The sequence below is a fragment of the Arthrobacter sp. UYCo732 genome (assembly GCF_040547265.1).
In the GTDB taxonomy this organism is placed as follows: domain Bacteria; phylum Actinomycetota; class Actinomycetes; order Actinomycetales; family Micrococcaceae; genus Arthrobacter.
Map to the genome: position 1 here is coordinate 47,839 of NZ_JBEPPJ010000008.1, position 23,902 is coordinate 71,740.

Genomic DNA, 23,902 nt, shown 5'->3' on the forward strand with positions numbered 1-23,902 from the left:
CTGTGTGCCATGACCATTCTCCTGGCCGGCTGCGGCGATCTCGGAACGGAAGCCGGCCTGCGGTTCGCCGCGGCGGGGCATCGAGTGGTCGGGTGGCGCCGCTCGCCGGATAAGCTGCCAGCGGAGATCGAAGGTGTCGCGGCCGACCTAAGTTCTCTGGATCTGCCGCCCATGCCCGGGGACATCACCGCCGTCGTCGTAGCCGTTGCTGCCGACTCACTTACAGAAGCGGCCTACCGGTCCGCCTACGTGGACGGACTCTCGCACGTTTTGGATGCGCTGGAGCGGGACGGCGTAACGCCCCAGCGCGTGCTTTTCGTTTCGTCCACTGCGGTCTACGGGGATGCCGGCGGCGGCTGGGTTGATGAAAGCACGACGGCGGCACCTGGGGGATTCTCTGGGCGAATACTGTGTGCGGCGGAGGAACTGCTGGACTCGCGGTTGCGCGACTCAGGCACCGCGCCGGTTGTGCTGCGGCTCGGCGGGATCTACGGGCCCGGACGCACGCGGCTCATTGACCAGGTCCGCAGCGGCAATGCCCTCGTCCCCGATCCGCCGCGCTTCACCAACCGTATCCACCGCGACGACGCTGCCGCAGCGATCGTCCACCTGGCCACGATGGAAGACATTCCTGCGCCCGTATATATAGGCGTAGACAACGAACCTGTCGAACTCGGTGAGGTGCTCGGGTTCCTCGCGTCCGAAATGGGATGTGCCAAACCTCCCGTTGGTCCGACAGGCGAAGCCCGCGGCGGGAACAAGCGGTGCAGTAATGCCTTGCTCCGCAGCACAGGCTTCGACTTCGCATACCCGTCTTTCCGCGAAGGTTACCGAGAGGTCCTGGCTGGAACCGGAGTGCGTCACGCCTAAACTGCTACACGCAAGCTAAACTGCCTGACGCATACTGCTGTAACCGAGGAGCACGATGGATTTTCAGCACATCATTGAAGCCGTGGGAAGGTACATGGACTTCGCCGGGGTGGCCGTGATGGTCATCGGTGCAGCTGTATCGATTCCCATGGCTTTCCGTGGTTACCAGCCCCGAAAGCTGCCCGCCGGGGCTGAAAAACTGACGGTCTACCGCGCCTACCGGCAACTGTTGGGACGATCCATACTGCTGGGCCTTGAGCTCCTAGTGGCTGCTGACATCATTCGTACCGTGGCCGTAACCCCAACCTTCGAGAGCGTCGGAGTGCTGGCGATCATCGTTCTCATCCGTACGTTCCTGAGCTTCTCGCTGGAGCTTGAAATCACTGGCCGCTGGCCGTGGCAGAAGGAAAGCGCCCAGCCCCCGCGTGTAGAGGCCTAAGCTGCCCTTCTTTTGTCAGCCTCGCCCTGATGGGCATGACGGACGAGCCCGCCGTGCTGGACCGGAAGGGCCGCTCCCGCCGTCCATGGCCCGGCAGCTGATCGCCGACTCCTTCCCCCGCGTCCTGACCGATCCGCGCGACGGGGCACCGTTGGAGATCGGCCGGACCAGCTACTCGCCTGGGAACCGCGGAAACACTGGCGTGGCCCATCCCGGCCAGCCCTGCTGCAAACATCACCGGATTCGGTACACCACCGGATGATCGCCCACTTCCGCCAGCAAAGACGACCACAGGTCAGGATCTTGGTCTGCCACTTCCCCGGGGTCCTCTTCCGGACTGGTAGCAAAGTCTGCTTGAGTAAACAGCAGGCTCCGGTTCGGGACCATCGGGAACCGGAGTTCCGTATCAAGCAGGAGCAGAAGGGAATGTGGGATGAATACCCCGTTGAGCGCGCCCGATCTCTGGCCACAACCGCCAGAATTGCCCGGTCCCATTATCATGGACCAACGTTGGACTGATGCCTTGTTCCTGCACTGGCGTCTGCCCGTTTCGACGGCGGCAGCATTCATGCCACCCGGTGTTATGCCCGATGAATACGACGGTTCGGCCTGGGTGGGCCTGATAGGTTTCCGCATGAGGAAGGCAGGACCCGGCAGTGGTTCCCCAGTACCCTACTTTGGGGATTTCAACGAGATCAATGTCCGTCTCTACTCCCGCGAACCGGATGGCACTCGGGGTGTGGTCTTCCTGAGCCTGGATGCGAACCGCCTGGCCGTGGTTCTGGCAGCGAGGGTAGGCGGAATCCCCTACGTCTGGTCGCGTGCGGGTTTCAGCCAATCGCGAGCGGACGGGTCCACGGGCTACTCCGTCCGGCGGTTCGGGCAGGGGGCGCGTAGCGACTTCGCAGCAGTGCCGGAGCCGCACCAGGCGGCCAGCGATCCACTGTCAGTTCACCTGACCGCGAGGTTCGGCCTCCACACCAGATTCCGCGGCCGCACACTGTACATTCCGAACACTCACGCGCCCTGGCCCCTGCACCCGGGAAAGGTGACCCTGCTCGACGACGGACTCATCAGCAGCGCGGGAATCCATGTGGCCGGACCGCCCGAATCCGTCCTGTTTTCTCCCGGAGTCCGGACCCAGTTCGGCCGGCCCCGGGTGATAGGAACGTAGCGCCCGGACCTGTTCCGAGAGAGCAGTACCACCGCCGCCCGAACTATTTGCCCAGACCAGCCTTCCGCAGCGCCTCGGCCATAGCCGTACTTACCGGCCCCGGCTCCGGCGTCGACTTTGAAATTGGTGTATCCGGGTTCCCACCCGACTGCCTCGCCGCACCCTTGCCACGTTCGTGGCGTGTGCGTTCCCGACCGCCACGTTCCAGAGAGTTGCCTACCGGCCGCCCACCGGCCGGCGCACCCCTGTCCGGCCCCACAGCCGCTGCACGTGTCCGGGGAGGTGACAGTTCGTCGTCGAGCCGCAACGTCAGTGAAATCCGTTTGCGTTCCGGGTCGGCTTCCAGCACCTTCACCCGCACCACCTGCCCTGACTTCACTACTTCGCGCGGGTCGGAGACGAACCGGTTCGCCAAGGCAGACACGTGAACGAGGCCATCCTGATGCACCCCCACGTCCACAAAGGCGCCGAACGCGGCCACGTTGGTCACCGTCCCTTCGAGCACCATGCCGGGCTCCAGGTCGGAGATCTTCTCGATGCCCTCGGAAAAGGTCGCCGCGGCAAATGCGGGGCGCGGGTCCCGGCCGGGCTTGTCCAGCTCCGCCAGGATGTCCTGCACCGTGGGCAGGCCAAACGTCCCATCCACAAAGGCGCGTGGGTCCAGCGACGACGCCGGCGCAGCCCCGGCCGCCCCCAGGATCTTGCGGGCAACGGCGTACGACTCAGGGTGCACGCTCGAAGCGTCCAATGGCTCCGCTCCCCCGGTGATCCGCAGGAAGCCCGCGCACTGCTCAAAGGCCTTGGCTCCGAGCCGGGGCACTTTCTTCAGTTCACTGCGTTTGGCGAACGGTCCGTGCTCGTTCCGGTAGGCCACAATGTTTTCGCTCAGCGAAGGCCCGACACCGGCCACGCGGCTCAGCAGCGCGGGGGACGCCGTGTTCACGTCCACGCCCACCGCGTTGACACAGTCCTCCACCACCGCGTCCAGGCTGCGATCCAGCTTCGATGCGGTGACGTCGTGCTGGTACTGCCCCACCCCGATGGATTTGGGGTCGATTTTCACCAATTCGGCGAGCGGATCCTGCAAGCGCCGGGCGATGGACACCGCACCGCGCAGGGAAACGTCCATGCCGGGCAGCTCGGCCGCGGCCAGCGCCGACGCCGAATACACCGACGCCCCGGCCTCGGAGACCACAAGTTTCTGCGGTTTCTTCTCAGCAGCCGGCAGCATCTTAATCAGTTCCGCGGCGAGCTTGTCCGTCTCGCGGGACGCCGTGCCGTTGCCGATGGCCACCAGCTCAACGTTGTGCTTCCGGGCGAGACCGACCAGAGTTGCCAGTGCCTCATCCCATTTCCGGGCCGGCGCGTGCGGGTACACGGTGTCCGTGGCCACTACCTTGCCCGTGCCGTCCACAACGGCCACCTTCACGCCGGTCCGCAGCCCCGGGTCCAAGCCAAGAGTCGCGCGGTTGCCGGCGGGTGCGGCCAGCAGAACGTCCCGCAGGTTGGCTGCGAAAACCCGCACAGCCTCATCCTCGGCGGCGGTGAACATCCGGCTGCGAAGGTCGGCGGTCAGCCGGGCAAGCACCCGCGAGCGCCAGGCAAGCTGCGCGGTCTGCATCAGCCAGGCATCTGCGGGACGGCCGCGGTCGGCCACCCCGAGGCATCTGGCCACCGCAGCCTCGAAACGCGATTGCGCAGCGGCGAGGGCGTCGTCGTTAGTAGGATCGCCCTCCGCGAGATCCAGTTCCAGAACGCCGTCCTTCTCACCACGCAGCAGTGCGAGCACGCGGTGAGACGGCATTCCCGACGGCACCTGCGCGAACTCAAAGTAATCGGCGAACTTCTGCCCGTCAGCCTGCTTGCCCTTCTTTACGCGCGACACCATTCGCCCCTGGGTCCAGAGCCGCTCCCGCAGGTTGGCGGCAAGGTCCGGATCCTGGGCCACCCGCTCCACGAGGATGGACCTCGCGCCGGCGAGCGCGGCCGCGGCGTCGTCAATGGAATGCTCGGCGTTCAGGAACTTGGCTGCCTCGCGCTCTGGATCCAGATCGGGCCGCTTCAGCAGCGACGCAGCGAGCGGCTCCAAGCCAGCTTCGCGTGCGATCTGTGCCTTGGTGCGCCGCTTGGACTTGAACGGAAGGTAGATGTCCTCGAGCCGGGACTTCGTGTCCGCGGCCAGGATCGATGTCTGCAACTCGGCGGACAGCTGGCCTAGCGCGGCGATCGCCTCCAGGACAGTACGACGGCGGTCCTCGAGTTCGCGGAGGTAGCGCAGACGCTCGTCGAGTTCCCGGAGCTGGGTGTCATCCAACGTCCCGGTGGCTTCCTTGCGATACCGGGCGACGAACGGGACGGTGGACCCGCCGTCGAGCAATTCCACGGCGGCTTTGACCTGCCAGGTCTTCACGCCGAGCTCAGCGGCGATCTGGGCGTGGATGGCGCTGTCCGGAGTTTCCGCGGACGTGGGTTTGGACGGGGCGTGCGGGAGTTGGGTCACCAGAACATTTTGCCTTACCGGCCTGACCGTCTCCAGCGGTGCCGCTCAGACAGACTCGACTGACCGGCTATTCCGCTCCGGCCTGTGAAGTGCTGTAGTTGATATGCCGTCACCGTTAATCACTCTCGAGGAAGAGGACACCATGCGGGAACTGCTCATCGTCTTTCAGGACGGATTCGACGAGGCCAACATCACCGTCATGGTCAACGGCAAAGAAGTCCGCCGCGACGAGGGCGTCACTACCAACCCTCTCCTGGGGGAAGCGTTCGAAACGTCCATCGAGTTGCCCGCAAAAGGGGCGCAGGTGGGGGTGGAAGTGACTAACCGTGGCCTCAAAGCCATCACTAAAGTCAGCGGAAAGCCCAAGAGCCTGCTTGTTTCCATCCAGGACGACCAGCTCGTCATGCGCGAAGGAACGGGCCGCGAAGCGTTTCTGTAGACCCCTAGCAATAGTCCATTCGCTGGAGTATCCTAGCGTTACCGCTCGGCTTTCACGAGCCCGAGCGGGCCAACTTTTGCAAAAAGAGCCAAACAGCCGTCGGATGGCTTTGGTTCAAGCTGCCGGGACAGCACACCGAGCAGCCAACGACGGCGGCACCCAAAGCCGGGTGCCGCCGTCGTCGTTTTATTCGGGTTTGGGACCGCTACTGGCCGCTGTGCACCGGATAATCCGTGTAGCCAGCAGAGCTGTCTGCGTAGAACGTGGAGGGGTCCGGTTCATTGAGGGGAAGGTTTTCCTTCCAGCGTCGCGCGAGGTCCGGGTTGGCAATGGCGGGCCGTCCCACCACCACGGCGTCGGCGTGGCCGTTGGCCACCAGACTCGCCGCTTCCTCCCGGGTGGTCACGGTGCCGAAGCCCGAGTTCACCAGGAAGGCGCCGTTGAAGCGCGCCCTGAGGTCCTGGACCAATTCACTGGTCGGCTCGTGGTGGAGGACGCTGAGGTACGCGAGGTTTAGCGGGGCAATGCTATCCACCAGCACCTCATAGGTGGCGCGGACATCGGCCGCGTCTACTTCGGCGATGCCCTGCACGTTGTGCTGGGGCGAGATGCGGATGCCGACGCGGCTGGCGCCCAGCGCGGAAACCACGGCGTTGACCGTTTCGATCACAAAACGGGCCCGGTTCTCCGGCGAACCGCCGTAGCTGTCGTCACGCAGGTTGGAGTTGGGCGCCAGGAATTCGTGCAGCAGGTACCCGTTCGCCGAGTGCAATTCCACGCCGTCGAAGCCTGCTTCGATCGCGTTGAGCGCACCGGTGACGATCTCCTGCATCACGACGGGCAGTTCGTCACTGGTCAGTGCGTGAGGCACGGGGTACGGCTTCTTACCGGACGGGGTTCGGACTTCGCCGTCAATGGCGACGGCGCTCGGAGCAACAAGGGTATGGCCGCCGGTGATGTCCTCATGGGACACCCGTCCGCCGTGCATGACCTGTGCAAACATCCGGCCGCCCTCGGCGTGGACGGCATCGGTGACCTTCTTCCAGCCCGCGATCTGCTGTTCCGTGACCAGTCCGGGCTGGCCAGGGTAGGAGCGTCCGGCGGGGCTCGGGTAAGTGCCTTCGCTGACGATCAGGCCCAGGGTAGCGCGCTGGCGGTAGTGCTCCTCGAGTAGCGGTCCAGGCACACCCTCCTCGCCCGCACGCAGGCGGGTCAGCGGCGCCATGACCAGGCGGTTGGACAGTTCAAGCTCGCCGAGAGCCAAGGGGGAAAACAGCATGGGCAGTTCCTTTCGCAGGGGAATTGGTACTGCTGGGCCCAACTTGTGCGCGTCCGCATCTATTCCGGGCGAGAGCGCCGTCACTTCAGCGTTGGACCTGTGGGGCTACTTGTCCGATGCCACACCTGGACAACCCTGGCCCTGCGGGTTCTGGTTGCAGTCGTCGGCGTAATTCCGGGTGATGGAGCGCCAGACGCTGATGGTCTGCGGCGGCGTGCTGAACTGTCCTTGGCCGGGGATAGGCAACGGGGGTCCGTCGTTCACGGAGTAGGTGCCCTGGAATGAAGTCGTGAGAACTACTTGGAAGTCGCCCGTTTCCGCATAGACGTGGCTGGTCCGAGTTTTCACACCCCAGCGGTCCTGCGGCAAGGGCCCACCCATGGAAGGCTGCGGGCCGAACACGGTGCCGTCACCGTAGTTCCAGGTGTACTGGACCGGGGTGGCCACGACGTGCACCTTCTGCCCGAACATCGTTACGTCAAATTGCTGCTCCGCGGCGTCTGCATAGAAGTTCGTTTCGGCGCCGCGGAGTGTATGCGGGCTGGGCTGGGCGACGACTGTTCCGGCGTCGATCGGGAGGCTCTCGAACTGCTTTTGGATCTGGCCGGCAATTTGCTCCAGAACGTCAACGGGTTTTTCGTCATAAATGCAGGTTGGCCCCGCAAATAAGCTCCAAATGCGCGGATCAAAGTCTTCAAATGACCTATACCAGTTGACACTTCTCCCATTCCCACCCACAGTGCACTCGACATCTGGTCCCGAGCAATTTGACCCATCCAGAGTTGGGTCGGCCCGGCATACGTGTTTGTACCTATACACGTACGGATCACTTGGCTGCCCCATGGGCGTTTGGCTCCACGCTCCTGAACCGGGGTGTAGATACCACCCGCCTACAGTGGCTCCTGTCTCCTGCCAGTCACCTTTGACTGGCGAGTCCGCTGTTGCTCCTGGAGCATCAATAAGAGCGGAGGGAATTGTCAGCGCCAGGACGAACAGCAACATCCCGCGGTGGAAAATTGTTCTCATTAATCATTGACCAAGTGCTCGACAGTTTTGGCAGTCCAGGCATCGTTCTCATATCCAGCTATCATGATGTCGCCGATCGCGGGTCTGCTTTCTGTTGTCTCATCCAAGGACTTGTCGGCACGGAAATATGAAAGGGGCTCTTGCCTCACTTGGATCAGTACTTGATATTCATTAGGCGCCACCTCTAGGAACTTCGTTTGCGCCCCCTCAACGACCATCCGCCCGCCTGCGAGCCATCGTCCGTCTGAGTGCCAGCCTTCGACAACGTCCCTAACTCGGGCGCAACTAGGGCAAGCTGGGCCGGAAACCCCTTCCAAAGGTTTCATATCGCCGGTCTCATAGGCGTAAGTCAGCGTGTCATACCAATACCGGGCGAACGCCTCCAGCCCTTCCTTCGTCTCCGTCTTCGCGACGTCCGGAAGTACCGGCACAGGCACGTTCTGGGCGCGGCCGCTGGCCGAGGCGGGCACGTAAGCCGGAGCTTCGGTCGGAGTCGGCGTAGGACCGGCAGTTGCCGTCTGGGTTGCGGACGGCGACTCGGTTACCGTTCCGCCGGGCTCGCCCCCGGTATTGCAGCCGGAAAGCGCCAGGGCAGCCGCCGCAACAGTGGCGGCCAGTACCAAGCGCAACCGCCGGGCCATAAGAGAGTTGTGCGATGTCATGGGCAGCTAATCCCCCGATAGTTTCAAGACGCTTCGCTCCGAACAATTACTTAAGGGTAACCCAGGACACATCGGAGCAATCCAAGTTATCCACAGCCTCCCCGCCAACGGTTCCACCACCCCGCGGGAGCTATACGAAGTCACAGACAACCTGGCTGCACTAAAGGCCTTGGGCAGCGAATGTGACAAAGCAATTACGCACGCGGTCAACAAACAGTCCCTGTCGCCCTTGTAGAAACCCCACAATTTCCCTTGCTTCCAGCCGAACTAGCCTCAGCGGGATCGTCGCCGCCGTCCGCGGCCCCGACATCAAACTGATGAACCAGATCAAATTCGCGATCGACCGCATCAGCGAAGCCGTGGACATCAACATCGCCTGCTCCCTGGGCATGCTCACCCAACGCCAGGTCGACCTGCTCGCTGAGTGTGGCGTGCACCGCTACAACCACAACCTCGAAACCGCCCGCAGCTACTTCCCCGACGTCGTCACCACCCTCAGCTACGAGGAACGCCTGGAGACCTGCAACATGGTCAAGGGCGCCGGCATGGAACTGTGCTGCGGCGCGCTGATCGGCATGGGCGAGACCCTCGAACAACGCGCCGAACTCGCCGCCCTCGAACCCCAAGAAGTCCCGCTAAATTTCCTCAACCCCAGGCCCGGCACCCCGCTGGAGAACCAGGCCCTGATGGACGGCAAGGACGCCCTCCGCGCCATCGCCGCCTTCCGCCTGGCCATGCCGCGGACCGTGCTCCGCTACGCCGGCGGCCGCGAACTGACGCTCGGCAACGCCGTCATCGTCGGCAACTACCTCACCACCCTCGGCCGCCCCGCCAACTCAGGCCTCAACCTCCTCGTGGGACTCAACATGCCCATCAAGGAACCCCAGAAGTCACTATGAGCCCGGTCCCAATGCCCTCAACCACCGGCGCATCCACGCAGGATTCGGGAAGCTCAATCAACAGTGACTATTGCGGGCACTGCGGCGGGGCGTCCGACGGCGGTGCACCACCGCCGTCGGACCCGCACCGGCAGTGCGAGGTGCTGCTGCAGCTGGAACCCCCGCGCTACTGCGCCACGTGCCGGCGCCGTATGAAAGTCCAGGTGACCCCGCTGGGTTGGTCGGCGGACTGCTCACGTCACGGACGGCTGGAAATGCCCTGCAACGAATTCCTCCCCAAACCTAGAATTCTTCTACCGAACGTAGAACAATGGTTCGCATGATGTTCCCCCATGCAGACGGCAACCCGGTCCTGGAACTCGACGACAAGGAATCCTGGCAACTTCTGGATGCAACCAAGCATGGCCGGATAGTAGTCTCCGTCGCCGGCGAACCGGACATTTTCCCCGTGAATTACGTGACGTCAGGCCGGAAGGTCTACCTCAGGACGGCGCCCGGAAACAAGCTCGCCCAGCTCACCATCAACTCCAAGGTGCTCTTTGAAACGGACGGCATCCTGTCTGATGAGGCCTGGTCCGTTGTGCTCCGGGGAACTGCGCGGGTCCTGACCCACTCGGCGGAACTTGACGCCGTTGAAGCGCTGGAGCTCAAGACCTGGGTCCCCACACTCAAGGACTTCTACGTGGAGATCGTGCCCACGTCGGTCAGCGGCCGCCACTTCCAGTTCGGAGAACAGCCGGAGCTCGAACTCTAATAGCTCCTTAGACTGGAATCATGGCGGACAGGCTGACGCCCGAGCAGCGGAGCTGGAACATGTCCCGCATCCGGGGCAAGAACACCAAGCCGGAATTACTGGTGCGCCGCCTTCTGCATGCCAAGGGCTTCCGCTACCGCCTGCACGGCAAAGCCGGCAAAGTCCGCCTGCCTGGAAACCCGGACCTGGTCTTCGCGGGGCGGCGCAAGGTCATCTTCGTCAACGGCTGCTTCTGGCATTTGCACGACTGCCGGGTGGGCCAGCACGCCCCCAAAGCGAACGCCGCTTTCTGGGAAGCCAAACGCGCGCGGACCCGGGATCGGGACGCCCAGCAGCGCCGCCAGTTGGAGGCTGCCGGCTGGCAGGTCCTGACCGTGTGGGAGTGCGGCCTGAAGGACGGTTCTGCCCTCGAAGCCCAGCTTGTGGAGTTTCTCGGCGCCTAGGAAGCGCTTGCCCGAAGTTGAGCCAATCTTGAGCGTTTGCCCGCGCCCGAATTGATCGGCACCAGCGAAGATGACTGCTACAGCAAAACCCGCAGTCTCCCCAAAAAACCCCCAATCTTGGCTCCGAACTGCCACAGGACAAGGGAAGAGATCTACTCTGAAGATGACGACGGACCCACGCTGCCGCCCCAGTTTTCTGGAGTGGCAGGACCAAAACGGAAAGGACAGAAATGGCTCCCTCCGACGATGCTGGGCGGCCCTTGGTGGATCCTTCCGTCCTTGACCGGCTCCGTAACGAACTGGATGAGGACGAAGGCTACTGCACCGTTTTCGTGGGCAACTTCATCGATTACTTACCGGTCCGGATCGGCAAGCTTCGCCTTGCCTTGACCACCGGAGACCTCCCGGGCGCCGTGGACGCCATCCTCAGCCTCAAGACGTCGAGCCAAATGGTCGGCGCCGAGCGGCTGGCGGGGCTGGCAATAGACCTCGAACGTTGCATCCGCGAGGACGCGCCCCGCGAGGAGCCCTCGGTTGCGCTGCCCCGGCTGGCCGCCGACTACCTCCGGCCCATCAACCTGTGCTGCCGCCAGACGCTTAACCGTTTGGAGGCTCAGCGCTCCGCGGGCGCCAGCCGGTAGCCGACGCCCCGTACGGTCTGCAGCCAGCGGGGACGCTGCGGTGAATCACCGAGCTTCTTACGGAGATTTCCCATGTGGACTTCCACCGAACGTTCATCTGCCTCGCTGATGTAACTGCCGACGTCGTAATCCTCCTCCCGGAGGCGACGCACCAGATCCGATTTGGTCCGGACAGTCCGTCCCGCCTCGAGCAGGGCGTAGAGCAGCTCAAACTCTGTGCGGGTCAGGTTGAGTTCTTGGCCGTCCACACTGACCGACCGCGACGAGTACGTCAGATCCAGGCCGTTGTGGCTGTAGCGGCCATTTCCCGTCCCGGCGTCGGCTGGCTGATCGGCTTCGGGCGCGTTTGCCCCGGGGTCCGGGAGTGAACGGGGCCGGCGCATCATCGCCGCGATCCGAGCACGGAGCTCCCGTGGGCGGAACGGCTTGGTGAGGTAGTCATCAGCCCCGGACTCAAGACCGATCAACGTGTCCAGTTCTTCCGCCCGTGCCGTAAGCATCACGATGTAGGCGTCAGAGAATTCCCGGATCTGGCGGGAGACCTCAAAACCGTCAATATCCGGCAGCCCCAGATCTAGCGTGATGACATCAGGATTGAGCGTTTTTGCCGCCAAAACTCCTTCAACGCCGCTAGCGGCGACGCTTACTTCAAACCCAGCCTGGGTCAGGACCGCGCGGACCAGCTCGCGGATATCCTGGTCATCCTCGATGACCAGGCCCACTCGTGCTTCACTCATACAAGCCCCCTCAGCCAGCTTGACAACGTGAGAAGTATAGCTCGGTGCCGATACTCTGTTGGTATGCGTCTCACAACCCTGACACTCCTGGCCGTCGTACATGAGTGAGCCAAAGGCGTGGGCATCGGGCCGCCACCGGTTATTTCGACGGCAGTTCGACGAATACCGGCTGACCGACAGGGTAGTTCTGAGCCAGGCGCCGCTGTTCATCACCACGCTACTTACAGCGTTCCTGATGTGGGCGTTTTTCCCAGGGACAATGGACAATCCGCTCTTTGTGGCCTTCCTGGCCTCTCAAATGGCCATCATGGCACTTTGCTATCTGGTGCCATGGGACCGGCTGCCCTACACCAGCTTCCTGGCCATCCCGCTGCTGGACTTTGCTTCCATCGCGGTGGGCCGGGAGGGCGGGCAGGAGAGCCTGACCGGACTCAGCCTGTTGGCGGTCTTTCCGGTCATCTGGCTCTGCGCCTCAGGCTACTACCCAAGGCTCTCGCTATGGTTGTCTTTCCTCGGGCCGCTGGCAATCATCTGGGTCCCCCTGTTCATCGACGGAAACGTGTCCGGTCCCAGTCTGGCCAAATCTCTGCTTATCCCCGTGATGATGCTCGGAATCGGAGTATCGGTCAGCGTTCTCACCCTCAGCATGATGCGCCAGCAGCGGACCCTTGAGGAGAAGGATGAGCAACTGCAGGCCAGCCTGCTCTGCGCCCAGCGGCAGGAGGCACTTCTCAACTCCGTCCTGGACACCGTTCACCTGGGCGTCCTGGCCGTGGACGCGGCCGGCCACGACATCCTGATGAACCGTAAACAGCGGGCCAACCATGAACTGGCCCGCCCCAAGGACATCGATGATCCGAACGAGTCGCAACTGCTGGTCTTCGCCGCTGACCGCACCACCCTGGTCCCTGTGCAGGATCGGCCGGTGCGCAGGGCTGTGCTCGGTGAAACTTTCACGGACTACCTGGTCTGGCTGGGCGCCGGAAAAGAACAGCGGGCCATCACCACCAGCGCCCGCGCCATGACTGACTCGGACGGACAGTTCGCGGGATCCGTCATTGTCTTCGGCGACGTGACGGACCTCGTGAATGCCCTGGCCGCCAAGGACGAATTCGTCTCCAGTGTTTCCCACGAGTTCCGGACACCCCTGACATCCATCCTGGGCTATGTGGAAATCCTGCTGGAGGACGACCCCAGGGAGGACCAGCTCGAACCGCTGAATATCATCCGACGCAATTCAGAACGGCTCCTCACCCTCGTTTCCGACCTGCTCGCAACCAGGAACGGCCAGCTGATCGTCACGCCGCACGCCGTGGACGTGGCCGAACTGGTGCGCGCCAGTGTCTCGGCCGCGATACCCAAGGCCGACGCCGCCCGCGTGGTGCTCAAAGCCGACGCACCGTTCCGGCTGGACGCCCATGTGGACGGCCCCCGAATCTCGCAGGTGCTGGACAACCTCGTGTCGAACGCCATCAAATACTCGCCCGACGGCGGCAGTGTGGTGGTGACCCTGGCGCAGGAAAACGGCCATTTGGCTTGCCGCGTCAGCGACACCGGCATGGGCATGAGCAGTGAGGACCAGGCCGAAGTGTTCGCCAAGTTCTTCCGGACCAGCAGCGTGCGCCGGACTGCCATCCCCGGGGTGGGGCTGGGGCTGTCAATCAGCAAAGCCATTGTGGACGCCCACGGCGGCACCATCCAGGTGGACAGCGAGCTGGGGCACGGCACCACGTTTACGTTCCGGGTGCCTGTGTAGGTTCTCGACAGGCTCGATCACCGGGGGTCTAGTCTCCCGGGCGGCCCGTCCGGACTAATTCTCCCCAAGACTGCCGCGCCAGCTCCGCCACTGCAGCAAGAATGTCCGCCGGCGGCAGGGACAGATCCAGCGGAAACTCCACAATGTCGATGTCTGTGTTGAGTATCCGCCGCAACTTCACCTCGCCGGCTCCTGCACAGATGAGCCAGGCGGTGGGCACACCGAGGGCCGTACAGTGGGCGAGCATCTGATAGTGGTCTGCGGTCAGGGACGCTCCCAGGTCCGTGGCGGCCTTGTATTTGGCGTTGTAGACCACTACAGGGCGTCCGCCCAGCAGGTGCACGGCATCCGGGCGCACCGAGAGCCTGTCGGTGTCGTGAACGGCCTCGCTGAGGAGCGCGTTGTAATGGAGCCGCATCTCCCCCGGATACGCCGCCATGGCCTCTCGGAGCGCCGCGCCCACGAAGTCCCCAAACACCTGCGCCATGTCCACCACGAACGATGCCGTGTGCTGCTTGCCGTGGCCGGCCTCGGCGGACGCGTTCCGTAGGATCAGCCCGGCGAGGCGCAGCACCGAGTGGTAGCGGACGTTCATCCTGTTCGGTGTCCACGGCGGCAGCGGCGCACCAGCCGGAAGGCGGGTGACGGCGTCGAGCTTTCCCTTGAGCTGGCGCAGGCGGCTCAGCACCTCAGGGCGGACGCGCGGGACCTGGCCCATGCGCTCCAACGCCGCGCGCAGGATCCGGTTTTCGGCGATGTCCTCGGTGAACTCGTCGTACGACACTTCCAGTGGCACCAGCATGCCGGGGCGGCGGGAAATCTGGTCCGAGATCCGGATGCGGCCTTTGACGGTGCGGAGGGACTCATCCACGGTCAGGTAGCCCTGAAGCACACCACGGCCCAGGGCACGCTCCGCCAACTGGGCCAGGGACTCCGCCAGCGCGCTCCAGAGTTCGCAGTCCTCGGCCGCCGCCACTGAATCAGGCAGGAAACCCTGGTTGCCGGCGTAGCTGAGGAGGAAGAGCAGCCGGCTCAACCCCAGCCGGTCCTTTGGCCGGACGTCCAGCTGCATGGTGGCAGTGCGGACTGACCCCACTTTGCCCACGGGCTCGATCCGGTAGAGGCCCATGCCCATGGGCGAGGCCTTGGCCAGGCCGCTGGCGTTCAGGAAAGCCGCGCTGGCAGCGTCGAGCCGGTCCACAACGCCGCCGGACAGCTCGTCGAGGACCAGGTGTTTTGTGCCCTTTGCCCGGCCGCCGTGCACCGGCGCCTGCCCGGGCTTCGCCGGCAAGCGCCTGGCTGACTGGTGCTTGGCTGGCAACTGCTGAGCCGGCGCGGGTTCAACTTCCCCCAGCCGCCCACCTAATCCCGGCTGAGCCGGGAACCGCCTAGCCGGCGATCCCTTAGCCGGCGGCAAGGCGTCCCAGCAGCGGCTCCAGCCCGAACCGTTCCTCCAGTTGCGCCCGCGTCAATTGGCCGTGGTAATGCTCTTCGAGCAGCGGCATGAGCTCGTACTTCCAGATCCGGCGGAGCCCGGCCGGTGTCTGGGCAGCGGGCTTCATGAAGTACGACGGGCCGATCATCAGGTCCCGGTCCCACTCGTCAATGGCGGCGTTCAGCGCATCGAGCAGCAACGCCGGCGTGGTGTCCAGCTGCCGCGCCTGCAGGAACCGCAGCAGCGTGCCCTTCACAGGTTCGGTCTGCGGATGCAGTTCGATGAAGGCGAACCGGCGGCGGATGGCGGCATCCATCATGGCGATGGACCGGTCAGCAGTGTTCATGGTGCCGATGATGTACAGGTTGTCCGGCAGCGTGAACGGCTCGTTGGGGCTGTACTGCAGGTAGATCCGGTCATCGCGGTACTCCAGCAGGAAGTACAGCTCGCCAAACACCTTGGCCAGGTTGGCGCGGTTCATCTCGTCGATGATGAGGAAGTAGGGCTTCTTTTCGTTGCCGGCCTTCGCGGCTTCCTCAGCCAGGCGGCGCAACGGTCCCGCCACGAGCTTGAAGGACACCTGCCCCTCGTCCGTCTTGTCCGGCCGGTAGCCTTCGAAAAAGTCCTCGTAGGCGTACGACGGGTGGAACTGCACCAGCTTCACCCGCTCGTCGGTACTGTCCTGCGCGAGCTCCGCGGCAAGGTGCTTGGCCAGGTACGTCTTACCGGTTCCGGGCGGACCATAGAGAACCAGTTGGCGGTTCTCCGCCAACAGTTCCGCGATCTCCTGCAGCGGTTCGAGGTCCATGTGCAGCGAATCCGCGAAGCCGCGGCTCAGCGGGCGGAAGCCCTCCGGCACAGGGACGACTTCGACGGCGGCCGTGGCGGGGTCGTCGTCGTCCGGTTCCGCCTCGCCCGGGACGAGCGCCTGGAGCGCCTGCACCACTTTGGTGACATCCACGATGATCCCGGCCGTGGCCAGCTGGCGCTGGACGTGACGGGGCAGGTCGGCCGTGGCGTGGCCCTCGTCGTCGAGCCAGCGAACCTTGCGCCGCATTTGCCGGTTGTCCTCGTTGTGCTCTGGCTCGCCCAGAATCACGCCCAGCCGCACCGTGCCCGAGTTCTGGTACAGGACAAGGTCACCCGGCTTCATGACCGTCAGGAAGGCGAAGACCGCGGTCTTGGTGTCCTCCCGCTCCACATAGCCCAGGTGTTTGTAGTCCTCGTCCACCGCGTGCTGCACCAGCCCGGCAGTCACGCCTGGCTCGAGGTGGCGGAGATGTTCCACGTCGAACGTCACCTTTCCCTCGTCCTGCCACGCGGTGAGGAGCTCGGCGTTGTCGCTGTGGGTCCGCGGCAGCCAGGCCCGACGGCCGGGGTCCCCGACTTTGCGCCACTGGCTGACCAGCTGGCGGGCGTACCAGTCGATGCGCTGGCCGGCCTGTTCGTCCAGGTGCTGGCGGATCCGCTGGATGTCCGCAGTGATGTCCTCGTCCGAATCACCGTTGGCGCCGCCCACCAGGGAAGCAAACGCGTCACGGATTTCGCGGCGTTCGACGTCGGCCACCACCGGTTCGAAGTAGCTGGGCCAGGCGAGGTACTCGATGCTGCGGCGGATGGCAGGCTGGTCGTCCGGGGTGCCTATGGCCAGCTCGTGGAACTTCAGCGGGTCCTTCAGTGCCTTGGTGATTGCGGCCGGAATCTGCTGGTCCACATGCTGCACAAACCGGCAGAGCCATTTGAGGTGGTCCCAGATGGTCCAGTTGAATTCGGCGGTGCGGTCCCTGATCACGCCGTGGTCCGTCATGCCCTTGTAGAGTTCCTCGGGCAGTCCCAGTTCAGGCTCCAACCAGGACGCGGCTTCAGCCACGCGGGCACGCTTGACCTTGAGCGACTTGACCTCGTGGGCCAGAGGCAGCGACTGCAGGAAGAGCAGTTCGACTGCGAGCTGTTTAGCTTCGCGCGACGCATCCTCGAGGTTCTGCCGGAGGTTAGTCATCATGGGAGCCTTGGCGTCCGCCACTCCCCGCTCCAGGCGCTCCAGCAGCTCGGCTGCGGCCTCCGCCGTCCAGGTCAGGGTGCGGCTGTCCAGGGCCGAGGGCTTACCCTGCAGACCCGGTCCCAGCACAAACCATGCCGCGTCCTCGATCTCCTTCGAGACTCCGAGGGCGCGGTGCATTGCAGTCTTCGGGGCAGGGGTCATGGCTTCAAATTTACAGGCTCAAGCTGAGCTCGTGCTCCACGGTCCCAGCACGCGGGGAGGCGGCCGTGAAGCCCTATGTCATGGCTTCAGGCCGCTTGCGCCCCAGAACGAAGTAGCCGATGGGTCCGATGAAATTGATCAGCGCGGCCATCCGCCAGGCCGCCTTTGGCCCGTTGATCTGGTCCGCCGGGCGCTTGCTGATGTCCCGCTGGGCGGCCAGCATCAGCGATCCCTGCGCGATTCCGATGGCCACGAAACTTGCCCGTGCCGCCGGTGACATTTCCTTCCAGGTCTTTTTGGTTTTCTTGGGCATGCTTAAGCTCCTTAGTCGTCAGTCCCAGTCTCCGGTGTGCGCCCTGCCCGCGCAACGGATTCAGGGTATGTGTGCAGGGTGTTGGTGTGGGGGAAATCTACCCTCCTCAAAAGGTGAAAGGCGCCATCCGCCCCTTTTGCTCCGGGGTCAGGCGCAGAATACGCCCGGACGCCTCGTCCACAAACGCCAAATGGCTGCTGGCCCGCACGCAGTCCTCCCGGGTGACCGGGTCCTGCACCACATAGTGAATGTCGAAGCTGGCGCCCTTCACTGCACCGATCCAGACCTGGACCACGGCCGGGACGTTGCGGTATTCGAGGGTCTTCACGTAGCGGATCTTGTGGTCCACCACCAGCGCCAGGGTTCCCTCGGGCACCTCGTTGAAGAGGGCCACTTCAGGTTCGATCCCGGGCAGGCCGGTGCCCCGTGGCGGCCCGAACGCCGCGATCCGCGCCTCCTCCAGCATCCGGACAATCTGGACGTTGTTGATGTGCCCGTAGGCGTCCATGTCCCCCCAGCGCATCGGGACCAGAACCTCGATGCGCCGGGGCTCGGAGTTGCTCTGACTGCCTGCGGTCAGGGGAACTGCTGCTGTGCCGTGGCCGTCGGCCCCGGCGCCCTGCGCGCTCAGCTGTGTACCGCCGTCGAATCGTCCACAACGGTTTCCCCCACGTCGGAACCTGCGAACTGGGACATGTACAGCCGATAATACGCACCTTCGGCGGCCAGCAACGTCTTGTGGTTGCCCTGCTCCACGATCTGGCCGTCCTCCATTACCAGGATGGTGTCGGCGTCCCGGATGGTGGAAAGCCGGTGGGCGATCACAAAGCTGGTGCGGTCCGTCCGCAGCGCCGCCATGGCCTTCTGAACCAGCAGCTCCGTGCGCGTATCCACGGAGCTGGTGGCCTCATCCAGGATGAGCAGTGACGGGTTGGCCACAAACGCGCGGGCGATGGTGATGAGCTGCTTTTCACCAGCGCTGACGTTGTTGCCCTCCTCATCGATCACTGTCTCGTAGCCATCCGGCAGTGCGCGCACAAAGCGGTCCACGAATGTGGCCTTCGCCGCCGCCAAGACCTGCTCTTCCGTGGCGTCCAGGTTCCCGTACCGGATGTTGTCGTAAATGGAACCACCGAACAGCCAGGCGTCCTGGAGCACCATGCCCACTTTGGACCTCAGCTCGGAGCGGCTCAGCTTGGTGACGTCCACACCGTCCAGGGTGATGGACCCTGAATTAAGCTCGTAGAAACGCATTACCAGGTTGACCAGGGTGGTCTTGCCGGCACCCGTGGGACCGACGATCGCCACGGTGTGCCCGGGCTCGGCCGTGAAGGACAGATTTTCGATCAGCCTTTTGTCTTCGGTGTAGCTGAACGTGACGTTTTGGAACTCCACGTGCCCGTCGGTCTGGGCCGGCAGGTGATCGGTGGCGGTCTCGGGGTCCTGCTCGTCGGCGTCGAGGAACTCGAAGACGCGCTCGGAGGAGGCAACGCCGGACTGCAGCATATTGGCCATGCCGGCCATCTGCCCCAGCGGCTGCGTGAACTCGCGTGAGTACTGGATGAACGCGGTGGCGTCGCCGAGCGACATCGAGCCCGAGGCCACCCGGAGGCCGCCCAGCACTGCGATACCCACGTAGCTAAGGTAGGAGACGAACTGCATGACCGGAAAGATCATGCCCGAAACAAACTGGGCGCCGAAGCTGGCCTTGTACAGGGCCTCGTTGCGTTCTTCGAATCGTTCCAGCATGTCGGCGTCACGGCCGAAGACTCGCACCAGGTCGTGGCCGGAGAAGGATTCCTCAATCTGGCCGTTGAGTGCGCCGGTGTTTTTCCACTGGGCGGCAAAGAGCTTCTGGCTGCGGGAGCCGATGATGCCGGCGGCCACACCGGAAAGAGGAAGCGCAATCAGGGCGATAAGCGCGAGCTGCCAGGAGACGATGAACATCATGATGACAATGCCGATGACGGTCAGGAGGGAGCTGATCAGCTGCGCGAAGGCCTGCTGCAGGGCCTGCTGGACGTTGTCGACGTCGTTCGTCACCCGGGAGAGGACGTCGCCGCGCTGGCGGGTGTCGAAGTAGTTCAGCGGGAGCCGGTTCAGCTTCTTTTCTGTGTCGTCGCGGAGCCTGCGGATCACCTTCATCACGATGCGGTTCAGCACGTAGCCCTGCAGCCACAGGAAGATGTTGGCCACGAAGTACATCAGCAGCACGATGGCAATCAGCACCGAGAGTCTCTGGAAGTTAATGCCCGTGCCGGGAACAAGCTCCATCCGCGACACCATGTCCGCGAAGTTGTCCTGCCCCTGCTGGCGCAGCCCCTCAACGAACTGTTCCTTGCTTGCGCCTGCGGGGAGCTGCTTACCCACTACCCCGCCGAAGATCAAGTCCATGGCCTGGCCCAGGATCTTGGGCGCGATGACGTTCAGGACCACGGAGACCACCACCAGGGCCACCACGGCGTAGATGCCGGCGGCTTCGGGCTTCAACAGGCCCAGCAGTCGCTTGGCGGACGGCCAGAAGTGTTCGGCTTTCTTGGCGGGCACGCCGCCGAACATGTCACCGTCGGCCTCGGAGGGCTTGTATTCCTCCTCGAACGATTCGTCCTCCTCCAGGAGTTCCTCGGGGGTTGCGGTGCCTGTTGCGGTGGCAGTTGTCTCGGTAGTCCCGGTAGTTTCGGGGGCAGTGCCCGTTGAGACATTCTTGGCGGCACTCATGCCATTTCCTCCACGCTCAGCTGGGATTCAACAATTTCCTGGTAGGTGGGGGATGTTTCCAGGAGTTCCTCATGCGTTCCGCGGTCAACAATCCGGCCGTTGTCCAGCACCAGGATCTGGTCCGCCTCGGTGATGGTGGAGATTCGCTGGGCCACGATGATCACGGTGGCGTCTGCGGTGGTCCGCTTCAGCGCGGCGCGGAGCCTGGCGTCCGTGGCCACATCCAGTGCCGAGAACGAATCGTCGAAGAGGTACACCTTGGGTTTGGTGACCAGGGCGCGGGCGATGCAGAGCCGCTGTCTCTGGCCGCCGGAGACGTTGGTGCCGCCCTGTGCGATGCGGGAGTTCAGGCCGTTTTTCTTCTCGCGGACAAAGTCTTCGCCCTGGGCGATGTGCAGCGCCTCCCAGAGTTCCTCATCCGTGGCTCCGGTCTTGCCGAAGCGCAGGTTGTGCTCGATGGTGCCGGAGAAAAGGTACGGCCGCTGCGGGACCAGGGCCACGCGTTTGGTGATCTCGGCCCGGTCCAGGTTGCTGACGGAGACGCCGTCCAGCAGCACCTCGCCCTCGGCGATGTCGTAGAGGCGGGGCAGCAGGGACAGCAGCGACGTCTTGCCTGCGCCGGTGGAGCCGATGATGGCCACCGTCTCGCCCGGCCTGGCGGCGAAGCTGATGTTGCTCAGCACCGGTGATTCGGCACCGGGGTAGGCAAAGGTGACGTTCCGGTACTCCACCACACCGGCCAGCGTGGCCGGCGTTTCGGGATGTTCGGGATCGTGGATGGAGGGTTCGACGTCGAGCACTTCACCGATGCGGTCCGCGCAGACTGAGGCGCGCGGGATCATCATGGCCATGAATGTGCCCATCATGACCGCCATCAGGATCTGCAGCAGGTACTGCAGGAAGGCAGTCAGGGCCCCTACCTGCATCTCGCCCGAATCCACGCGCTGGCCGCCGAACCACAGGACTGCGGCCGTGGAGATGTGCAGGATCATGCCGATCGCAGGGAACATCAGGACAAACAGGGCCCCGATCTTCAGGGAAACATCAGTCAGGTCCTTGTTGGCAACACCAAAACGGTCGGTCTCAAAGGGTTCGCGGACGAAGGCGCGCACCACCCTGATGCCGATGATCTGCTCGCGCAGCACGGCGTTGATGCGGTCAATCTTCTTCTGCATGGTGCGGAAGAGGGGCATCAGCCGGACCACCAGGTAGCCCACCACCAGGATCAGCACGGGCACGGAGACCCAGACCAGCCACGACAGGTTGAGGTCCTCGCGCAGCGCCATGATGATGCCGCCAATGCACATGATGGGGGTGGCCACCATAAAGTTGAGGCCCATCAGCACCAGCATCTGGACCTGCTGCACATCGTTGGTGCCGCGGGTGATGAGCGTGGGAGCACCGAAAATGTTGACGTCCCTGGCGGAGAAACTGGTGACCTTGCGGAACACCCCGCGCCGGAGGTCGCGGCCCACAGCCATGGCCGTCTTGGAACCGTAGTAGACGCCGGCGATGGCGGCGCCCACCTGCCCAATAGCTACCAGGAGCATCACGGAGCCGGTGCGCCAGATGAAGTCCGTGTCTCCGCGGGAAACACCTTCATCGATGATCTGGGCGTTAAGGCTGGGCAGGTAAAGAGCTGCGATGGTGGACGCCAGCTGGAAAACAATGACGGCCACGATGTACGGCGTATACGGCTTGGAGTAGCGCCGTATGAGGGTGAGAAGCATGCCCACGGATCCTTTAGGGAAAAAGCGCGAAATGGTGGGATAAGTAGTAGCAGCAGAGGCTGACATTTCTTAGCCTGTCTACTCTACAAAATCCGTTGCCCGGGCGAAACATCTGCGGGAAAAATCATCCCACCGGAGTACTGGGCCGTCTTTGCCCCGCGCATCTCCCTTAACGGCTGCTTGAGGCCCTGTTTGCAGGGCCTCAAGCAGCCGAGGGGGTCAGCACTCGGGAGTTGCCGCTCAGGTGGTTGCCGCCCAGGTCAGCGGTTCACGGAGGTAAGTTCCGGCGTCGCACGTTCTGCGTTTGCGTCCGGCTGGACTTCCGATTGGCTGTCCGGCTGGACCTCCGGCTGGATGTCCACCGTGCTCCGCAGCGGGCGTTCCTTGATGAACAGGACCGAAAGCAGTGCCACCACTGCCACGCCGGCGGAGATCAGGAAGATCTCGGCGGTGGCATCACCGTAGGCGGCGCGCATGATTTCGCGGACCGGTGCCGGCATGTCGACGAGGTCCATGCTGGCCCCGCCAGCGCCGCCCGACACCGGGATGCCGGCCGCCGCCAGACCCTGCGTCGCGAGTTCGGTGACCCGGCTGCTGAGCACAGCGCCGAGAACGGCGACGCCGATCGCCCCGCCAACCGACCGGAAGAAGGCCACGGACGCGCTGGCCGTTCCGATGTCCGAGGCGCGGACCGTGTTCTGGACAGCCAGCACCAGGTTCTGCATCAACATGCCCAGTCCCAGGCCCAGGATGGCCGTGAAGATCCCGGCCTGCCACAGTTCGGTGGTGTGGTCCATGGTTCCCGCAAGGCCCAACCCGCCGATCAGCAGGATGGAACCACCGATCAGGTAGCCCTTCCATTTGCCGGTGCGGCTGATCAGGAGCCCCGAAACTACGGAGCCGGTCAGGTTGCCGGCAATCATCGGCAGGGTGAGGAGCCCTGCCTCGGTGGGGGTGGCGCCGCGGGCCACCTGGAAGTACTGGCCCAGGAAAGTGGTGGAGCCGAACATCGCGATGCCCACTGCAACGGAGGCGAGGATGGCCAGCGCGGTGGTGCGTTCGGAGATGATCTTCAGCGGGATGATGGGCTGCTCTACTTTGGATTCAACCAGTACCAGGAGGGCCAGCAGCACAACGCCGCCGCCCACCATGGCGGCCGATTGCCAGGAGACCCAGTCGTAGTAGGCGGGGTTGCCAGCGAACGAAACCCAGATCAGCAGGAGGCTGACGCCGGAGGTCAGCAGGATGGAGCCGAGCCAGTCGATCTTGGCAGGGCGTTTGATGTGCTGGATCTTGAGGGTGACCTGGAGCAGGATCAGCGCGACGACGGCGAGCGGCACGCAGACGAAGAACGTCCAGCGCCAGCCCAGCGGGCTGTCCACAATGAATCCGCCGAGCAGAGGTCCGCCGGCAGTGCCAACAGCCATCACGGCTCCCATGTAGCCGGAGTATTTGCCGCGGTCGCGGGGCGGGATCATGGTGCCGATGATGGACTGTGCCAACGCGGTGAGCCCACCCATGGCGACACCCTGGATCACGCGGGCAGTGAGCAGCAGTGGGATGGTCTCGGAAAGCCCGGCCATCACCGAACCGGCCACGAAGATGACAATGCTCAACTGGACCAGGAGCTTCTTATTGAAGAGATCAGACAGTTTGCCCCAGATGGGTGTGGTGACGGCGTTGGCCAGCAAAGCGGCCGTGATCACCCAGGCGAAGTCCGTCTGGGTGCCGTGCAGATCGGACATGATGGTGGGCAGCGCGTTGGCCACGATGGTGCTGCTCAGGATGGCGGTAAAAAACGCCGCCAGGAGTCCGGTGAGGGCTTCCATGATCTGGCGGTGGGTCATTGCCACGGGTGGTGCGGCGGTTGGCTGGCTGGACATA

General features: G+C 63.9%; 21 protein-coding genes and 2 pseudogenes. 11 read left to right on the forward strand and 12 right to left on the reverse strand.

Annotated features, from left to right (window positions below; all coding sequences use genetic code 11):
• Positions 1–9: 9 nt before the first annotated feature.
• From ABIB45_RS12370 to ABIB45_RS12385, 4 genes and pseudogenes are all read left to right on the forward strand, one after another.
• Positions 10–870, forward strand: coding sequence for an SDR family oxidoreductase (locus ABIB45_RS12370; protein WP_354216150.1), 861 nt, complete (start codon positions 10–12; stop codon positions 868–870).
• 55 nt (positions 871–925) lie between these two features.
• On the forward strand, positions 926–1,309 hold the full coding sequence (locus tag ABIB45_RS12375; RefSeq protein ID WP_354216151.1) for a DUF1622 domain-containing protein: 384 nt from the start codon (positions 926–928) through the stop codon (positions 1,307–1,309).
• A 23-nt stretch (positions 1,310–1,332) separates the two neighbouring features.
• A pseudogene (locus ABIB45_RS12380) lies at positions 1,333–1,568 on the forward strand (HNH endonuclease signature motif containing protein); the annotation flags it as partial.
• Positions 1,569–1,808: 240 nt separating this feature from the next.
• Complete coding sequence (locus tag ABIB45_RS12385; RefSeq protein WP_354216152.1) at positions 1,809–2,483, forward strand: YqjF family protein; 675 nt, start codon at positions 1,809–1,811, stop codon at positions 2,481–2,483.
• 43 nt (positions 2,484–2,526) lie between these two features.
• Here the strand turns inward: ABIB45_RS12385 and ABIB45_RS12390 are convergent, their stop codons facing one another.
• Complete coding sequence (locus ABIB45_RS12390; protein WP_354216153.1) at positions 2,527–4,983, reverse strand: Tex family protein; 2,457 nt, start codon at positions 4,981–4,983, stop codon at positions 2,527–2,529.
• A gap of 142 nt (positions 4,984–5,125) precedes the next feature.
• Between ABIB45_RS12390 and ABIB45_RS12395 the strand changes: the two genes are divergently transcribed.
• Complete coding sequence (locus ABIB45_RS12395) at positions 5,126–5,422, forward strand: hypothetical protein (protein ID WP_354216244.1); 297 nt, start codon at positions 5,126–5,128, stop codon at positions 5,420–5,422.
• Positions 5,423–5,627: 205 nt separating this feature from the next.
• Here ABIB45_RS12395 and ABIB45_RS12400 read toward each other — a convergent pair whose 3' ends face one another.
• The 3 genes from ABIB45_RS12400 to ABIB45_RS12410 all read right to left on the reverse strand — a co-directional run bounded on the left by ABIB45_RS12400 (position 5,628) and on the right by ABIB45_RS12410 (position 8,389).
• Positions 5,628–6,701 carry an alkene reductase gene (locus ABIB45_RS12400; RefSeq protein ID WP_354216154.1) on the reverse strand — a complete coding sequence of 358 codons (1,074 nt, stop codon included), beginning with the start codon at positions 6,699–6,701 and terminating at the stop codon, positions 5,628–5,630.
• A gap of 105 nt (positions 6,702–6,806) precedes the next feature.
• Entirely contained in the window at positions 6,807–7,439 is a 633-nt protein-coding gene (locus ABIB45_RS12405; RefSeq protein ID WP_354216155.1) for a PKD domain-containing protein, read from the reverse strand.
• A gap of 287 nt (positions 7,440–7,726) precedes the next feature.
• The gene (locus tag ABIB45_RS12410; protein WP_354216156.1) at positions 7,727–8,389 is read right to left on the reverse strand and encodes a DUF6318 family protein; all 663 of its coding nucleotides are present in this window, start codon (positions 8,387–8,389) and stop codon (positions 7,727–7,729) included.
• Positions 8,390–8,670: 281 nt separating this feature from the next.
• On the opposite strand from ABIB45_RS12410, the pseudogene ABIB45_RS12415 reads away from it, so the two are divergent.
• The 5 genes and pseudogenes from ABIB45_RS12415 to ABIB45_RS12430 all read left to right on the forward strand — a co-directional run.
• Positions 8,671–9,288: pseudogene (locus ABIB45_RS12415) on the forward strand (radical SAM protein); the annotation flags it as partial.
• Positions 9,289–9,299: 11 nt separating this feature from the next.
• The gene (bsaP, locus tag ABIB45_RS22620) at positions 9,300–9,611 is read left to right on the forward strand and encodes a biotin synthase auxiliary protein BsaP (RefSeq protein ID WP_502914533.1); all 312 of its coding nucleotides are present in this window, start codon (positions 9,300–9,302) and stop codon (positions 9,609–9,611) included.
• Positions 9,608–10,042: a pyridoxamine 5'-phosphate oxidase family protein gene (locus ABIB45_RS12420; RefSeq protein ID WP_354216157.1), complete on the forward strand. Its 435-nt coding sequence runs from the start codon at positions 9,608–9,610 to the stop codon at positions 10,040–10,042. Before bsaP ends, ABIB45_RS12420 begins: the two co-directional genes overlap by 4 nt.
• A 20-nt stretch (positions 10,043–10,062) precedes the next feature.
• Positions 10,063–10,485: a very short patch repair endonuclease gene (locus ABIB45_RS12425; RefSeq protein ID WP_354216158.1), complete on the forward strand. Its 423-nt coding sequence runs from the start codon at positions 10,063–10,065 to the stop codon at positions 10,483–10,485.
• Between the two features lie 230 nt (positions 10,486–10,715).
• Positions 10,716–11,126, forward strand: a complete 411-nt coding sequence (locus tag ABIB45_RS12430; protein WP_354216159.1) for an Hpt domain-containing protein — start codon at positions 10,716–10,718, stop codon at positions 11,124–11,126.
• Here ABIB45_RS12430 and ABIB45_RS12435 read toward each other — a convergent pair.
• A complete protein-coding gene (locus ABIB45_RS12435; protein ID WP_354216160.1) occupies positions 11,099–11,863 on the reverse strand; it encodes a response regulator transcription factor in 765 nt (254 codons plus the stop codon). The two genes, ABIB45_RS12430 and ABIB45_RS12435, sit on opposite strands and share 28 nt — an antisense overlap.
• 100 nt (positions 11,864–11,963) lie before the next feature.
• On the opposite strand from ABIB45_RS12435, the gene ABIB45_RS12440 reads away from it, so the two are divergent.
• Positions 11,964–13,619 carry a sensor histidine kinase gene (locus ABIB45_RS12440; protein WP_354216161.1) on the forward strand — a complete coding sequence of 552 codons (1,656 nt, stop codon included), beginning with the start codon at positions 11,964–11,966 and terminating at the stop codon, positions 13,617–13,619.
• 28 nt (positions 13,620–13,647) lie between these two features.
• Here the strand turns inward: ABIB45_RS12440 and ABIB45_RS12445 are convergent, their stop codons facing one another.
• The 7 genes from ABIB45_RS12445 to ABIB45_RS12475 all read right to left on the reverse strand — a co-directional run bounded on the left by ABIB45_RS12445 (position 13,648) and on the right by ABIB45_RS12475 (position 23,901).
• Entirely contained in the window at positions 13,648–14,883 is a 1,236-nt protein-coding gene (locus ABIB45_RS12445) for a 5-methylcytosine restriction system specificity protein McrC (RefSeq protein ID WP_354216245.1), read from the reverse strand.
• A 139-nt stretch (positions 14,884–15,022) separates the two neighbouring features.
• Complete coding sequence (locus tag ABIB45_RS12450) at positions 15,023–17,257, reverse strand: McrB family protein (protein ID WP_354216162.1); 2,235 nt, start codon at positions 17,255–17,257, stop codon at positions 15,023–15,025.
• 73 nt (positions 17,258–17,330) lie between these two features.
• Positions 17,331–17,570, reverse strand: coding sequence for a PLD nuclease N-terminal domain-containing protein (locus ABIB45_RS12455; protein ID WP_354216163.1), 240 nt, complete (start codon positions 17,568–17,570; stop codon positions 17,331–17,333).
• A gap of 106 nt (positions 17,571–17,676) precedes the next feature.
• Positions 17,677–18,093, reverse strand: a complete 417-nt coding sequence (locus ABIB45_RS12460) for an acyl-CoA thioesterase (protein ID WP_354216164.1) — start codon at positions 18,091–18,093, stop codon at positions 17,677–17,679.
• A gap of 104 nt (positions 18,094–18,197) precedes the next feature.
• Entirely contained in the window at positions 18,198–20,129 is a 1,932-nt protein-coding gene (locus ABIB45_RS12465; protein WP_354216246.1) for an ABC transporter ATP-binding protein, read from the reverse strand.
• A gap of 155 nt (positions 20,130–20,284) precedes the next feature.
• Positions 20,285–22,018 (reverse strand): ABC transporter ATP-binding protein, encoded by a 1,734-nt coding sequence (locus ABIB45_RS12470; protein ID WP_354216165.1) that lies wholly within the window; start codon positions 22,016–22,018, stop codon positions 20,285–20,287.
• A gap of 260 nt (positions 22,019–22,278) precedes the next feature.
• Positions 22,279–23,901: an MFS transporter gene (locus tag ABIB45_RS12475; protein ID WP_354216166.1), complete on the reverse strand. Its 1,623-nt coding sequence runs from the start codon at positions 23,899–23,901 to the stop codon at positions 22,279–22,281.
• Position 23,902: the final 1 nt, after the last annotated feature.